At 66.1% G+C, this 13012-nt stretch carries 15 protein-coding genes and 1 pseudogene; 8 read left to right on the plus strand and 8 right to left on the minus strand.

The window, feature by feature from the left end; translation table 11 throughout:
• Positions 1-3: 3 nt before the first annotated feature.
• From ACRDU5_RS09115 to ACRDU5_RS09125, 3 genes and pseudogenes are all read right to left on the minus strand, one after another.
• The gene (locus ACRDU5_RS09115) at positions 4-420 is read right to left on the minus strand and encodes a TetR family transcriptional regulator C-terminal domain-containing protein (protein ID WP_526614155.1); all 417 of its coding nucleotides are present in this window, start codon (positions 418-420) and stop codon (positions 4-6) included.
• Positions 421-450: 30 nt separating this feature from the next.
• Positions 451-525: pseudogene (locus ACRDU5_RS09120) on the minus strand (TetR family transcriptional regulator); the annotation flags it as partial.
• Between the two features lie 57 nt (positions 526-582).
• Positions 583-774: a hypothetical protein gene (locus ACRDU5_RS09125; protein ID WP_526614156.1), complete on the minus strand. Its 192-nt coding sequence runs from the start codon at positions 772-774 to the stop codon at positions 583-585.
• 10 nt (positions 775-784) lie between these two features.
• Here ACRDU5_RS09125 and ACRDU5_RS09130 point away from each other — a divergent pair, with 10 nt between their 5' ends.
• Together ACRDU5_RS09130 and ACRDU5_RS09135 are read left to right on the plus strand one after the other, a co-directional pair.
• On the plus strand, positions 785-1567 hold the full coding sequence (locus ACRDU5_RS09130) for a cytochrome P450 (protein ID WP_526614157.1): 783 nt from the start codon (positions 785-787) through the stop codon (positions 1565-1567).
• A gap of 33 nt (positions 1568-1600) precedes the next feature.
• Positions 1601-2230: a methyltransferase domain-containing protein gene (locus tag ACRDU5_RS09135; RefSeq protein WP_526614158.1), complete on the plus strand. Its 630-nt coding sequence runs from the start codon at positions 1601-1603 to the stop codon at positions 2228-2230.
• 10 nt (positions 2231-2240) lie between these two features.
• Here the strand turns inward: ACRDU5_RS09135 and ACRDU5_RS09140 are convergent, their stop codons facing one another.
• A complete protein-coding gene (locus ACRDU5_RS09140) occupies positions 2241-4235 on the minus strand; it encodes a glycoside hydrolase family 15 protein (protein ID WP_526614159.1) in 1995 nt (664 codons plus the stop codon).
• Between the two features lie 67 nt (positions 4236-4302).
• Positions 4303-5526, minus strand: coding sequence for an FAD-dependent oxidoreductase (locus ACRDU5_RS09145; RefSeq protein ID WP_526614160.1), 1224 nt, complete (start codon positions 5524-5526; stop codon positions 4303-4305).
• A 32-nt stretch (positions 5527-5558) separates the two neighbouring features.
• Here ACRDU5_RS09145 and ACRDU5_RS09150 point away from each other — a divergent pair, with 32 nt between their 5' ends.
• The 6 genes from ACRDU5_RS09150 (at position 5559) to ACRDU5_RS09175 (ending at position 9861) form a co-directional block, all read left to right on the plus strand.
• Positions 5559-5753, plus strand: a complete 195-nt coding sequence (locus tag ACRDU5_RS09150) for a hypothetical protein (RefSeq protein ID WP_526614161.1) — start codon at positions 5559-5561, stop codon at positions 5751-5753.
• A gap of 136 nt (positions 5754-5889) precedes the next feature.
• Entirely contained in the window at positions 5890-5982 is a 93-nt protein-coding gene (locus ACRDU5_RS09155) for an Ms4533A family Cys-rich leader peptide (RefSeq protein WP_526614162.1), read from the plus strand.
• Positions 5983-6106: 124 nt separating this feature from the next.
• Entirely contained in the window at positions 6107-7132 is a 1026-nt protein-coding gene (locus tag ACRDU5_RS09160) for a sulfate ABC transporter substrate-binding protein (protein ID WP_526614163.1), read from the plus strand.
• Positions 7129-7968, plus strand: a complete 840-nt coding sequence (gene cysT, locus ACRDU5_RS09165) for a sulfate ABC transporter permease subunit CysT (RefSeq protein ID WP_526614164.1) — start codon at positions 7129-7131, stop codon at positions 7966-7968. The genes ACRDU5_RS09160 and cysT overlap by 4 nt, the downstream gene beginning before the upstream one ends.
• Positions 7965-8777 carry a sulfate ABC transporter permease subunit CysW gene (gene cysW / locus ACRDU5_RS09170; RefSeq protein WP_526614165.1) on the plus strand — a complete coding sequence of 271 codons (813 nt, stop codon included), beginning with the start codon at positions 7965-7967 and terminating at the stop codon, positions 8775-8777. The genes cysT and cysW overlap by 4 nt, the downstream gene beginning before the upstream one ends.
• A gap of 19 nt (positions 8778-8796) precedes the next feature.
• Positions 8797-9861, plus strand: a complete 1065-nt coding sequence (locus ACRDU5_RS09175; protein WP_526614166.1) for a sulfate/molybdate ABC transporter ATP-binding protein — start codon at positions 8797-8799, stop codon at positions 9859-9861.
• On the opposite strand, the gene ACRDU5_RS09180 is transcribed toward ACRDU5_RS09175, so the two are convergent.
• From ACRDU5_RS09180 to ACRDU5_RS09190, 3 genes are read right to left on the minus strand one after another with little or no spacing between them, the layout of a single operon-like run.
• Entirely contained in the window at positions 9858-10580 is a 723-nt protein-coding gene (locus tag ACRDU5_RS09180; protein WP_526614167.1) for a sirohydrochlorin chelatase, read from the minus strand. The genes ACRDU5_RS09175 and ACRDU5_RS09180 overlap by 4 nt on opposite strands.
• Positions 10559-11251 carry a phosphoadenylyl-sulfate reductase gene (locus tag ACRDU5_RS09185; RefSeq protein WP_526614168.1) on the minus strand — a complete coding sequence of 231 codons (693 nt, stop codon included), beginning with the start codon at positions 11249-11251 and terminating at the stop codon, positions 10559-10561. The genes ACRDU5_RS09180 and ACRDU5_RS09185 overlap by 22 nt, the downstream gene beginning before the upstream one ends.
• A gap of 2 nt (positions 11252-11253) precedes the next feature.
• Positions 11254-12924: a nitrite/sulfite reductase gene (locus ACRDU5_RS09190; protein WP_526614169.1), complete on the minus strand. Its 1671-nt coding sequence runs from the start codon at positions 12922-12924 to the stop codon at positions 11254-11256.
• Positions 12925-13012 lie beyond the last annotated feature (88 nt).

Here is a 13012-nt window from a genome sequence, read left to right on the forward strand (position 1 = left end):
CCGCTAGCCCTGCGACCGAATTGATGCCAGCGCCCCGAGAGCGGCCAGCGCGTCGAGTGTGTCGTCCGCGTTCGGGGTTGCCTCCGGATCGGCGATCCACTGCAGCATCAACCCGTCGCACACTGCCATCAGCACCGATGCGATCGCGGCGAGGTTGTCGGGGACGGACATGCCGATGTCGTTCATGTGTTGGGTAGCCGTGCGCACGGCCGACTCACGCACCCCGGCATATCCGGCGGCCAGCCGTTCTCGCAGCTCATCCGACCTCAACGCGGGAGCATACGACTCGATGCATGCATGCACCGACGACCGCAGTTCGCCAAAGGAGTCGATCGCGGCGTGCAGAATCGCGGAGAGTTGATCGCCCGCGGCCAGGCCGGCCGCCATTTCGAATGCGTTCTCGACCCTCTGATTCCACATCCCGAAACATTGCCCCAAGGCCTCGTTGACCAGCGCATCCTTGCCACCGAAGTGGTAATTGATCGAGGCGACGTTCAGCCCCGCCGCGCCCGCGATGCTGCGCGACGACGTGGCGGCGCTCGCGCCCGCCGCCTGCTCATGCCGGCGTTCAACGGGGCATCGTTACGTGCATACCGCGACCTCGTCGCTGAAATCGCCCGGGCCGAGGTCGACCGGTGGGCTGCCGCCACGGAAGTGCCTGCGCTCGACCGGATGAACGCGCTGACCCTCGAGGTGATCATGCGGGTCGTGTTCGGCGTGACCGACGAGCGCACCCGCGAGCAGCTCACGCCTCGATTGCCGCATCGTCGACATCAGCCCAATCGTGTTACTGGGCTGGGTGATTCCGAGCCTGAACCGCTTCGGGCCGTGGAAACGCTTCTTCGACAACCAAGCCGAGATCGACAAGCTGCTCTACGCCGAGATCTCCCAACGCCGGTTGGCGCCGGACCTCCATGAGTGCACCGACGTGTTGTCCCGATTGCTACACGACGGCAGTGAAACTGGTGATGCACCGCTTACCGATAGCGAGCTTCGCGACCAACTGGTCACCCTGCTCCTGGCCGGGCATGAAACCACCGCAGCCGCGTTGGCGTGGACGCTGTATGAACTTGCCAACCATCCCGACTTGCAGGATATGGCGTACGTCGCTGCCCGTGACAACGACGACAAGTTCCTCGAGGCCGCTCTCAAAGAGAGCATGCGCCTGCATCCCGTGATTGCCGCCGCCGCACGCAAACTCACCCGCGACCAAGTCATCGGTGGCTGGCACCTACCGGCGGGCATCGTCGTCACGACGTCGATCCTGCTTGCTCACCAACGTGCTGACAACTACCCGGACACCTGGACGTACCGGCCCAGCCGGTTCCTCGAGAACGAGGTCGAACCCAATACCTGGCTGCCTTTCGGTGGCGGTGTGCGTCGCTGCATCGGCGCTGGGTTTTCGATCATGGAGGGCACCGCCGTCCTGCGCGAGATCCTTACCCGCTATGTGCTTGCGGCCGGCGATAAACTCGAACGCGGCCGGGTCCGCAACATCACCAACGTTCCACGCGGGCGGGCCCGCATCGCCATCACACCGAGAATCCGCATTTCCACTCATATCTAGACGCCCGAACACGTTGTGGGAGAAGGAGACAAGATGGTTCAGACACAAGCTCGCACCGAGCGGTGGCATCGGTATTGGGACAAGAAGTCTCGCTCGTACGACCGCGAAATGCGGTTCATGGAGAGAGCGCTCTTCGGCGATTCCCGGCGCTGGGCCTGCTCGCAAGCCAGCGGCGACGTTCTCGAGGTCGCCGTCGGCACCGGGCTCAACTTCGACGCGTACCCAGCGGAGGTACGGCTGTCCGGAATCGACCTCAGCGAGCAGATGCTCGAAATCGCCCGCGCCCGCGCCGCCGAACTCGGGCGCGAGGTCGACCTGCGGCAGGGCGACGCACATGCGTTGCCCTGCGGTGACGCCACCTTCGACACCGTTGTGTGCACATTCGGGCTGTGCGCCATCCCCGACATCGACGCGGCGCTCGACGAAATGACCCGCGTGCTGAGGACCGGCGGGAGGCTGATTCTGGTCGACCATGTCGCCAGCTCGTCGAGGGTGGCCCGTGGTGTGCAACGTGCCCTGGAAGTCGTCACGGTTCCGATGGCCAGCGAGCACTTTCTGCGCCGTCCGCTGTCCAAGCTCGAGCGGCGGCCCTTCACCATCGAGCGGGCCGAACGATTCAAGCTCGGATTGATTGAACGCGTCGTCGCCCGTAAGCAGACGTGACAGGTGTGACCTACATCGGCGCGTTGGCGGGCTGGAACACCCCGGAGCTGTCCGATTCGTCCTCGGCGCGGATGACGTGCACCACCGCGTTGATCAGGGCCAGGTGGGTGAACGCCTGCGGGAAGTTGCCGAGGTGCCTGCCGGTGCGTGGTTCGATCTCCTCGGCGTACAGATGCAGCGGGCTGGCGAAGGACAGCAGACGTTCGCACAGATGCTTGGCCCGGCTCACCTCACCGATCTCCACCAGCGCCGACACCAGCCAGAACGAGCAGATGGTGAAGGTGCCCTCCTCGCCGGAGAGCCCGTCGTCGGTCTCCTCGACGCGGTAGCGCAGCACCAACCCTTCCTCGGTGAGCTCGTCGGCGATGGCCAGCACGGTGGCGCGCACCCGCGGGTCGTCGGAAGGCAGGAACCGGGTCAGCACCGCCAGCAGCAGTGAGGCGTCCAGCCCGTCGTGGCCGTAGCGCTGGACCAGCACGCCGCGGGAATCGACGCCGTTGGCCAGCACGTCGGCCTTGATCTCCTGGGCGATCGCGCGCCACTGCTGGGCGTAACTCTTCTCGCCCTGAAGCTCGGCCAGCTTGGAGCCGCGATCCAGGGCCACCCAACACATGATCTTCGACGAGGTGAAGTGCTGCGGTTCGCCGCGCACCTCCCAGATCCCGCGGTCGGGTTCCTTCCAGTGCTTTATCGCTTCTTCCACCTGTTGCTTCAACACCGGCCACAGGGTGTCGGAAATCTGCTCGCGCGACTTGGCGTGCAGGTACACCGAGTCGAGCATGGTGCCCCAGATGTCGTGCTGACGCTGGTTGTAGGCACCGTTGCCGATCCGCACCGGACGGGCGTTGTCATAGCCGGACAGGTGGTGCAACTCCTCTTCGACCAGGCTGCGTTCGCCGCCAACGGCATACATCACCTGTAGTGGATGGCGTTCACCGTTGTTGGCACCGGATACGTCGGCGATGAACGCGAAGAAGTCGTCGGCCTCGCGATCAAGCCCGAGTGTGTACAAACCCCACAGCGCGAATGTGGAGTCGCGCACCCACGCGTAGCGGTAATCCCAATTTCGTTCGCCCTGCGGGGTTTCCGGCAACGATGTGGTCGGCGCCGCCAGCAGGGCGCCGGTTGGCGAGTATGTCAGTCCCTTCAGCGTGAGCGCACTGCGCTGCAGGTAGGACCGCCACGGGTGGTCCGGGAAGTCCCCGATGTTGATCCACTGCCGCCAGCACTCACTGGTCTGCCACATCTTGTCGGCCGCCTCGTCATAGGTCTGCGGCACCGGGTGCTTGGACCAGCTCAGTGCGACGAAAACGTTGTCGCCTTCCTTCATTCGCGTACGCGCCCGCGCCTCGCGGCCCTCCAACCCGATGCGCAGGTTGGTGGTCAGCCGCATCGTCGGGTGCGAGTCCGGATCCTTGCTCCCCCGTGCGATCGCCTCGCCGTATGCCTGGGCGGAGTACTCCCAGGTACCGCTCACTCGGTGATAGTCGAACGAGGCCTCGCAGTTCATCACCAGTTCGACTGTGCCGCTGACACATCGCACGGTGCGCAGCAGGATGTGCTCGGCGTCCCAATCCATCGGGGTGCGGCGGTGGGTGCGCGACCGCGATTCGATGTCATGCCACGGGCCCATCACCAACGCGTCGCGCACAATCACCCAGCCGGTATGGGTCTGCCACGTGGTCTCCAGGATCAGGCTGCCGGGAAGGTAGCGACGGGCGGCCGGCACCGAGACGCCGTAGGGCCCCAGCCGGAAGTGTCCGGCGCTGCGGTCCAGAATCGCGCCGAAAACGCTCGGCGAGTCCGGGCGCGGCACGCACAGCCACTCCACCGAACCGGCAGACGAGATCAGGCAAGTGGTCTCACAGTCCGAGAGGAATGCGTAATCGGCGATCGGCGGGAACGGGTTCCGCAACGACCCGCTCGGCGCGTACGGCACCGGTGCCGTCACGGTGAACGACGTGGCGTCGGCCCCGTCGGCGGGTTCGGTCTGTTGCAGGACCATGCGGACATCATCGGCTCCCGACCGCCCCGGCGTCTACTTGTCGCCGGGCGTGTCCGGGATTGCCGACTCAGCGGCGGGCATACCCGGGCACGCGCTCCGGCAAAGGTCCGATTGCGATCGCGTACCCGACGAGCCGCCGCAGCGCGGCAATTTTGCTGACCATCCGCACCGCCAGCGGCGGTTTAACGTCTCTATCAGCGGAGACGGCAACCGCTATGACCTTGGCGTGAATGATGCGCTGGACGCCCTGCGCCAGGGCGGCCGGGCCCCACCGGCGCGCCTGGACCCGGGCCAGCCGCCGCCTCGATACCCGTCCGGCCTGCAGCGGTCCGGCGAGTATCCGGGCAGCCGCGACCGCGTCGGCTACCGCGAGGTTGATGCCGACCCCACCCACCGGCGACATCGCGTGCGCCGCGTCCCCGATCAGCAGCATTCCGTCGACGTACCACCGCCTCAGCCGATTGAGCTGCACATCGAGCAGTTTGACGTCGTCGAAGGATGTCAACGCGTCCACCCGGCCGGCCAGCCACGGCACCAATGACACCACCCCGCGGTGAAGCTCGTCGATGCCGCGGGCGCGCAGCGCGGCGTCGCGGCCCTTCGGGATCACATACGCGCACTGGAAGTAGTCGCCGCGATCGATGGCGATGCATGCGTGCCCGGTGCCAAGCACACCGGAAAGGCCGTGCGGGTCCTCCGGATTGCGCGGCAGCCGGAACCACCACACGTCCATCGGCGCGCCAAAGCTGCGCGGTTGCAGGCCCGTAGTCGTGCGCAGGGTCGAAGAGCGACCGTCGCAGGCCACCGTCAGATCGGCGTGCATCGTTTGGGTTTCTCCCGCCGCATCCCGGTAGCTGACGCCGATCACCCTGTCCCCGCTGCGAATCGGCGCGAGCACCTCGGTGCTGCGGAGCAATCGAAACGTCGGTTCGGCCTCTGCGGCTGTCGCCAACAGCTCGAGGAAGTCCCACTGCGGTACCAACGCGATGTGCTTGTGCGCTCCCGGGAGCCGACTAAGGTCGATATTGACCGGTGCGCCTTGGATTTTGAACCCGAGCGTATCGATTTCCCGGTGCGGCAGTCGCGCGAACTGACCGCCCAGGCCCAGCTCGTCGAGTAGCCGCAACGTGCTGGCATGCACCGTGTCGCCGCGAAAGTCACGTAGGAAGTCGGCGTGCTTCTCCATCACCGTTACACCGACGCCGGCGCGGGCGAGTAGCAGGCCGAGCATGATTCCCGCTGGACCGCCGCCCGCGACGACACAAGTGGTTCTGTCCGCCTCGTCCGGCATTCGGCCATCTTCGCATCGAATAGTCTGGCCGGGTGGATGGGTTCCTCAACTGGTGGGACGGGGTTGAGCTCTGGCTCTCCGGCCTGCCGTTTATCGCCCAGACCGCGGTCGTGATGCCGGTGGTGTTGGCACTGGCGTACGGGATGGCTGTGCTGCTCGACGGGGCGTTGGGCAACGGGATCCGGCTGCTGCGTCGGATCCGGCGCCAAAACCAGGACCGCGGGTGACCGGGATGCCCCGATCACGGGTGACGTTGGTGCTGGTCATCCTGGTGATCTTGGTGATCGTCATGTGGCTGATTACTCGTTAAGTCGGCTAAGCCCCAACTCAGCGATACTCGGTGACTCTGTTATTCTTCGCGCCATGCACGCAGCGTCCGGCAGCACCGAGGGCCATATCTTGGCACTCATTGCCGTGGGTAATTGCGCTGTTGCAGACGTCGACTGTTGTCGCTGACTCCACACCCGTCCGCGGTTTGGTGTCGGTAGCGGCTGTCTCCGTGCGCTCAAGTACTGATACTTCGCCTTGCCGTCGTGATGGGACCTATACCCATCGGTTCTCCGGCAAGGAAAGGCCACCAATGAACATCCGCAAGACATGGCTTCATGCCGCCGCCCTCGCCACCACCGCGGCCCTGCTGGCCGCCTGCGGCGGCGGCTCCAGCGACATTCCCGGGGCCGACCCTCAGTCGGGTGCCGAAACCGCCCTGACGCTGGTCGCCTACGCCGTGCCTCAGCCGGGCTGGAGCAAGATCATTCCGGCGTTCGCCGCCACGGAGGAGGGCAATGACGTCGCGGTCACCGCTTCCTACGGCGCCTCCGGTGACCAGTCACGTTCCGTCGTCGACGGCAAGCCCGCCGATATCGTCAACTTCTCGGTGGAACCGGACCTCACCCGCCTGGTCGAGGCCGGCAAGGTGGCCGAGGACTGGAACGCCGATGTCACCAGGGGCATCCCGTTCGGGTCGGTGGTTTCGCTGGTGGTCCGCGACGGCAACCCGAAGAACATCAAAGATTGGGACGACTTGCTGCAGCCGGGGCTGGAAGTCGTCACCCCGAGCCCGCTGAGTTCCGGCTCGGCCAAGTGGAATCTGTTGGCGCCCTACGCCGCGAAGAGCAACGGCGGCCAGAACCAGCAGGCCGGACTGGATTTCGTCAACAAGCTGGTGACCGAGCACGTCAAGACGCGCCCCAGCTCGGGACGGGAAGCCACCGATCAGTTCCTGCAGGGCACCGGCGACGTGCTGATCAGCTACGAGAACGAGGCGATCTACGTCGAGCGGCAGGGCAAGCCGGTCGAGCACGTCATCCCCCCGCAGACGTTCAAGATCGAGAACCCGGTCGCCATCGTGACCTCCACTGCCCACCTGGACCAGGCGACCGCACTGAAGAATTTCCTCTACACCCCCGAGGGTCAGAAGATCTGGGCGCAGGCGGGGTTTCGGCCGGTCGACCCGTCCGTTGCGGAGGACTTCGCGACGGATTTCCCGACGCCGCAGAAGCTGTGGAGCATCGCCGACCTCGGCGGATGGAGTGCTGTCGATCCTGCGTTGTTCGATAAGGACAACGGAAGCATCGCGAAGATCTACAAGCAGGCGACTGGATGATAGCTGCTCTGGATCCCGAGGGGCCTCGGGGCTTTTTCAAGAGCCGATACGGCAGCACGTCGCTGCGGGTCGGTGTCGCGACCACCTGGCTTTCCATCATCGTGCTGCTGCCGTTGGCCGCGATCGTGTGGCAGTCCGCAGGCGGGGGGTGGCACGAGTTTGTCGACGCGGTGACGTCGAACGCGTCGCTGGCGTCGTTCCGGGTCACGCTGACCATCTCGTTCTCGGTCGCGGTGATCAACCTGTTCTTCGGCCTGCTGGTGGCCTGGGTGCTGACGCGAGACGAGTTCCCGGGCAAACCGCTGGTGGACGCGATCATCGACCTGCCGTTCGCGCTGCCCACAATTGTGGCCAGCCTGGTGATGCTGGCCCTCTACGGGCCCAGCAGTCCGGTCGGGATCCACCTGCAGCACACCAAGTGGGGCGTGGGCATCGCGCTGCTGTTCGTCACCCTGCCGTTCGTGGTGCGATCGGTGCAGCCGGTGCTGCTCGAATTGGACCGCGAGATCGAGGAGGCCGCGGCGTCGTTGGGGGCCAACAACCGCACCATCTTCACCCTCGTGATCCTTCCGGCGTTGCTGCCGTCATTGCTTTCCGGTGCGGGCCTGGCGTTTTCCCGCGCCATCGGGGAGTACGGCTCGGTCGTGCTGATCGGTGGCGCCGTCCCCGGCGAGACCGAGGTGTCGTCGCAGTGGATCCGGACGTTGATCGAGAACGACGACCGCACCGGCGCCGCCGCTGTCTCGATTGTGCTGCTCGCGATTTCGTTTGCCGTGCTGTTCATACTGCGCAGCATCGGGTCGCGAGCGGCCAAGCGTGAGGAATTGGCGCAGTGAACCCATCGCCAGCCGTTCGCTACCTCGCCCGTTACGTCGCGCTGGGCTACCTGCTCCTGCTGCTGATCGTTCCGGTTGGGCTGATCCTGTGGCGCACGTTCTCGCCCGGGGTCGGCGTGTTCTTCGAGTCCATCAGCACCCCGGCCGCCGTGTCGGCGCTACACCTGTCGCTGCTGGTGGTCGCGATTGTGGTACCGCTCAATGTGCTGTTCGGTGTGCCGACCGCGCTTGTGCTGGCGCGCAATAGATTCCGCGGCAAGACCCTGCTGCAGGCGGTCATCGACCTGCCGTTCGCGGTGTCACCCGTCGTCGTGGGCGTGGCTCTGATCCTGTTGTGGGGATCGGCAGGCGCCCTCGGGTTCGTGGAGAACGACCTCGGGTTCAAGATCATCTTCGGTTTTCCGGGCATCGTGCTGGCCAGCATCTTCGTCACTGTGCCGTTCGTCATTCGCGAGGTCGAACCGGTGCTGCACGAGTTGGGCACCGACCAGGAGGAAGCCGCCGCGACGTTGGGGTCCAGCTGGTGGCAGACGTTCTGGCGGATCACCCTGCCGTCCATCCGGTGGGGCCTGATGTACGGCGTCGTGCTCACGGTCGCACGCACCCTCGGTGAGTTCGGCGCCGTGATCATGGTGTCATCCAACCTGCCGGGGACGTCGCAGACCCTGACGCTGTTGGTGTCGGATCGGCACAACCGCGGCTACGAATACGGCGCGTACGCCATCTCAACGTTGCTCATGACGGTGGCGGTGATCGTGCTGATCGTCCAGGTGGTCCTCGACGCCCGCCGCCCGAAAACGGACAATTAGGCCTCAGGAGAACGCTGACATGACGAATGCGATCACGGTGCGGGGCGCGAACAAGCACTACGGGGACTTCGCCGCGCTGGACAACGTCGACTTCGACGTGCCGTCCGGCTCGCTGACCGCACTGCTGGGTCCCAGCGGGTCGGGGAAGTCGACGCTGCTGCGCACCATCGCCGGCCTGGATCAGCCCGACACCGGGACGATCACCATCAATGGCCGCGACGTGACGCACATTCCGCCGCAACGGCGCGGCATCGGCTTCGTGTTCCAGCACTATGCGGCGTTCAAGCATCTGACGGTCCGGGACAACGTCGGCTTCGGTCTGCGCATCCGCAAGCTGCCGAAGGCCGAGGTCAAGGAGAAGGTGGACAACCTGCTCGAGGTGGTCGGCCTGAGTGGTTTCCAGACTCGCTATCCGAACCAGCTGTCGGGCGGCCAGCGCCAGCGCATGGCGCTGGCGCGCGCGCTCGCGGTCGACCCACAGGTGCTGCTGCTCGACGAACCATTCGGCGCGCTGGACGCGAAGGTCCGCCAGGATCTACGGGCCTGGTTGCGCCGGCTGCACGACGAGGTGCACGTCACCACCGTGCTGGTCACCCACGACCAGTCCGAAGCGCTCGACGTCGCCGACCGGATCGCGGTGCTGAACAAGGGCAGCATCGAGCAGATCGGTTCCCCGACAGACGTTTACGACAAACCGGCCAACGCGTTCGTGATGTCTTTCCTTGGTGCGGTGTCGTCGCTCAACGGCAACTTGGTTCGGCCGCACGACATTCGCGTCGGCCGCACCCCCGACATGGCGATCGCGGCCAGCGACGGTTCGGTACAGGAGACCGGCGTGCTCCGGGCCAGCATCGACCGAATTGTCATGCTGGGCTTCGAGGTTCGCGTCGAGCTCACCAGCGCGACGAACAACACGCAGTTCACCGCGCAGATCACCCGCGGCGACGCCGAGGCGCTGGGCCTCAAAGAAGGTGACACCGTCTACGTTCGGGCCACCCGGGTGCCGTCGCTGCCGGGCGGCGGCGACGTACCGAAGGCCGACACGGCCGACGAGGACGAGGCGCTGACGAACGCGGGAGGTTAGGCCGCCGACCGGGCGGCCAGCGCCTGATCGAAGCGATCCAACACGGTTTCGGCCACCAACGGGTGCGCGCCCAACGGTTCGGCCATCGCAATCCCGTTGGCGTGCGCGAAGTTCGCCACCCGGTCGGTGATCCGCCCGTGCGCCAGGAACCACGGCGCAATTACAAGGCGGTTGGCGCCACGGCGGCGCAACCGATGCGCGGCGGCTGCAATAGACGGTCGCGGCCCGGTGGCGAATGCGGTGATCGCGCCCGCCCAACGGGTTTCGGCCGCCAGCGCCGGTGCGATGCGCGCCGTCCGCGCGTTGACCGCGTCCCATGACGAGCCGACGGCGACCACCAGCACGCCAAGTTCCGGATCGTCGTGCGAGACGCTGGCCGCGGCGAGCCGCTGATGCATGACCTGCACCAGCCGCTCGTCCTCACCCAGCACATCGGCCTGCAGCACATGCGCTCCGGCATCGGCGATCAGCGCCGGGATGTCCACCCGGGCGTGATAGGCGCTGGCCAGCAGCAGCGGCGTGACGACGGCACCGGGCGCACGGGCGAGCACGTCACGCAGATTCGGCGACGTCTGCTCGCAGAACGCCGGGCGCACGTCCAGCTCGGGGCGCAGCCTGCGGATCTCCTCGGCCACGGCGTGCACCGTTACCGGGGATCGCGGATCGGCGCTGCCGTGCGCCGTCAGGACGAGTGGCTTCACGAAGCGTGCAACCCGCATTCCGTCTTCGTCAGACCGGCCCAACGGCCGCTGCGCGGGTCGGCGCCCTCTGCGGGCTTGGCAGTGCAGGGCGCGCATCCGATCGACGGATAGCCTTCGAACACAAGGGGATTGACCAGGATGTCGTTCGCGTCGATGTAGGCCTGCATCTCCTCATCGGTCCATGCCGCGATGGGATTGATCTTCACCAGATCGAACGCCTTGTCCCAGCTGATCAGTGGCGCGTTGGCCCTGGTGGGCGCCTCGACGCGACGAAGGCCGGTCACCCACGCGGAGTATCCGCGCAACGCCTTGCCCAGCGGCTCGACCTTGCGCATCCGGCAGCATTCGTTGGGTTCGCGGGCGAACAGGTCCTTGCCGAACAGCTCGTCCTGCTTGGCGACGCTGTTCTCCGGGGTCACATTGACCACGTTGATGTCGTAGACCGCTTCGGCGGCGTCGCGCGTCCCGATGGTCTCGACGAAGTGGTAGCCGGTGTCCAGGAACAGCACGTCCACCCCGGGTCGTACCTTGGCGGCCAGCGACACGAGCACCGCGTCCTGCATGTTGGAGGCCACCACGTAATCGCCGCCGAAGTTCTCGTCCGTCCAGCGCAGAAGGTCGTCCGCGTTGGCGCCCTCGAGTTCGGCCGCGCCACGCTCGGCCAGCTGCTGCAGCTCTGTCTCGGTCATCGTCACCTCAGGTCCGCCTCGTCTGCTCGTACCGCCCACGTAGCGAAACGCTCTCCGTGCTCTCGTTGTTTCACGAAGTTGCGAACAACTCGGTCGATGTAGTCGCCCAGCTCGGTCGACAGCACCTTGTGCTGGCGCAACTTGCGACCGAAGCCGCTGTCCAGGCCAAGGCTGCCGCCCAGATGCACCTGGAAGCCCTCGACCGATCCGCCGTGGCCGTCATCGATCATCTGGCCCTTGAATCCGATGTCGGCGACCTGAATGCGGGCGCACGAATTGGGGCAGCCGTTGATGTTCACCGTGATCGGCACGTCGAGCTGGGCGTTGATGTCCTCCAGCCGCTTCTCCAGCTCGGGCACCAGCACCTGCGCGCGGCCGCGGGTCTCGGCGAACGACAGCTTGCAGTACTCGATGCCGGTGCAGGCCATCAGGTTCTTGCGCCAGTGCGACGGCGTCGACGGCAGCCCCAGCGCGTCCAGGCCGGCGACCAGCTCGTCGAGCTTGTCGTCGGGAACGTCGAGGACGATCAGCTTCTGATACGGCGTGAACCGCACCCGGTTAGAACCCGCGGCCTCGGCCAGATCGGCGACCTTGGTCAGGATGGTTCCGGAAACCCGGCCCGCGATCGGGGCGACGCCGACGGCGTTCTTCCCGTTCTTGAGTTTCTGGATGCCGACGTGGTCGATCGGGTGCTTGACCGGCTCGGGAGCGGGGCCGTCGATCAGTTTGCGCCTCAGGTATTCCTCTTCGAGAACCTGGCGGAATTTCTCGACACCCCAGTCCTTGATCAGGAACTTCAGCCGGGCCTTCGAACGCAGTCGCCGGTAGCCGTAGTCGCGGAACACCGACGTCACGCCCTCCCAGACGTCGGGTACCTCCTCCAGCGGCACCCAGGCGCCGACCCGCTGGGCCAGCATCGGGTTGGTGGACAGGCCACCGCCCACCCACAGATCGAGCCCTGGACCGTGCTCGGGGTGGTTGACGCCGATGAACGCGACGTCGTTGACCTCGTGGGCGACGTCCTGCAGGCCCGAGATCGCGGTCTTGTACTTGCGTGGCAGGTTCGAGAATTCCGGCGTGCCGATGTAGCGGCGGACGATCTCGTCGACCGCCCAGCTCGGATCCAGCACTTCGTCGAGCGACTCGCCGGACAGCGGCCCACCCAGCACCACCCGGGGGCAGTCGCCACAGGCCTCGGTGGTCTGCAGGCCGACCGCGGCGAGTCGCTCCCAGATCTCGGGAACGTCCTCGATGCGGATCCAGTGGTACTGCACGTTCTCGCGGTCGCTGATGTCGGCGGTGTCGCGGGCGAACTCGGTGGAGATCTCGCCGAGCGTGCGCAGCGCGGTGGTGGTCAGCGCCCCGCCGTCGCAGCGCACCCGCATCATGAAGTACTTGGCCTCCAGAACGTCGGCGTTCTCATCACCGGTCCAGGTGCCGTCGTAGCCCTGCTCGCGCTGGGTGTACAGGCCCATCCAGCGCATCCGGCCGCGCAGGTCCTGCTTGTCGATGCTGTCGAAGCCCCGTTTGGAGTAGATGTCGAGGACGCGGGCCCGCACGTTGAGGGCGTCGTCATCCTTCTTGAACTGTTCGTTCGGATTGAGCGGCTCGCGATAGCCGAGCGCCCACTGACCCTCGCCGCGTGGGCGCTTGACCGGCTTTGCGGTGGTCATCGTGTGGCTCCTTCGTGGAGCCGGCCTTGGGACGCGCTCATCACCGGGGGCTGTCCGGCGGCGCAGATCCGGCGGCCAGCTGAAAGTA

The sequence above is a fragment of the Mycobacterium sp. genome (assembly GCF_050701515.1).
In the GTDB taxonomy this organism is placed as follows: Bacteria; Actinomycetota; Actinomycetes; order Mycobacteriales; family Mycobacteriaceae; genus Mycobacterium.

Bases quoted from the DNA above. Each gene is read 5' to 3' on its own strand.
- ACRDU5_RS09180 (WP_526614167.1), bottom strand. From the start codon at position 10,580: ATGCGGGTTGCACGCTTCGTGAAGCCACTCGTCCTGACGGCGCACGGC.
- ACRDU5_RS09135 (WP_526614158.1), top strand. From the start codon at position 1,601: ATGGTTCAGACACAAGCTCGCACCGAGCGGTGGCATCGGTATTGGGAC.
- cysT (WP_526614164.1), top strand. From the start codon at position 7,129: ATGATAGCTGCTCTGGATCCCGAGGGGCCTCGGGGCTTTTTCAAGAGC.
- ACRDU5_RS09140 (WP_526614159.1), bottom strand. From the start codon at position 4,235: ATGGTCCTGCAACAGACCGAACCCGCCGACGGGGCCGACGCCACGTCG.
- ACRDU5_RS09190 (WP_526614169.1), bottom strand. From the start codon at position 12,924: ATGACCACCGCAAAGCCGGTCAAGCGCCCACGCGGCGAGGGTCAGTGG.
- ACRDU5_RS09145 (WP_526614160.1), bottom strand. From the start codon at position 5,526: ATGCCGGACGAGGCGGACAGAACCACTTGTGTCGTCGCGGGCGGCGGT.
- ACRDU5_RS09125 (WP_526614156.1), bottom strand. From the start codon at position 774: ATGTCGACGATGCGGCAATCGAGGCGTGAGCTGCTCGCGGGTGCGCTC.
- ACRDU5_RS09155 (WP_526614162.1), top strand. From the start codon at position 5,890: ATGCACGCAGCGTCCGGCAGCACCGAGGGCCATATCTTGGCACTCATT.
- ACRDU5_RS09185 (WP_526614168.1), bottom strand. From the start codon at position 11,251: ATGACCGAGACAGAGCTGCAGCAGCTGGCCGAGCGTGGCGCGGCCGAA.
- ACRDU5_RS09115 (WP_526614155.1), bottom strand. From the start codon at position 420: ATGTGGAATCAGAGGGTCGAGAACGCATTCGAAATGGCGGCCGGCCTG.
- ACRDU5_RS09175 (WP_526614166.1), top strand. From the start codon at position 8,797: ATGACGAATGCGATCACGGTGCGGGGCGCGAACAAGCACTACGGGGAC.
- ACRDU5_RS09160 (WP_526614163.1), top strand. From the start codon at position 6,107: ATGAACATCCGCAAGACATGGCTTCATGCCGCCGCCCTCGCCACCACC.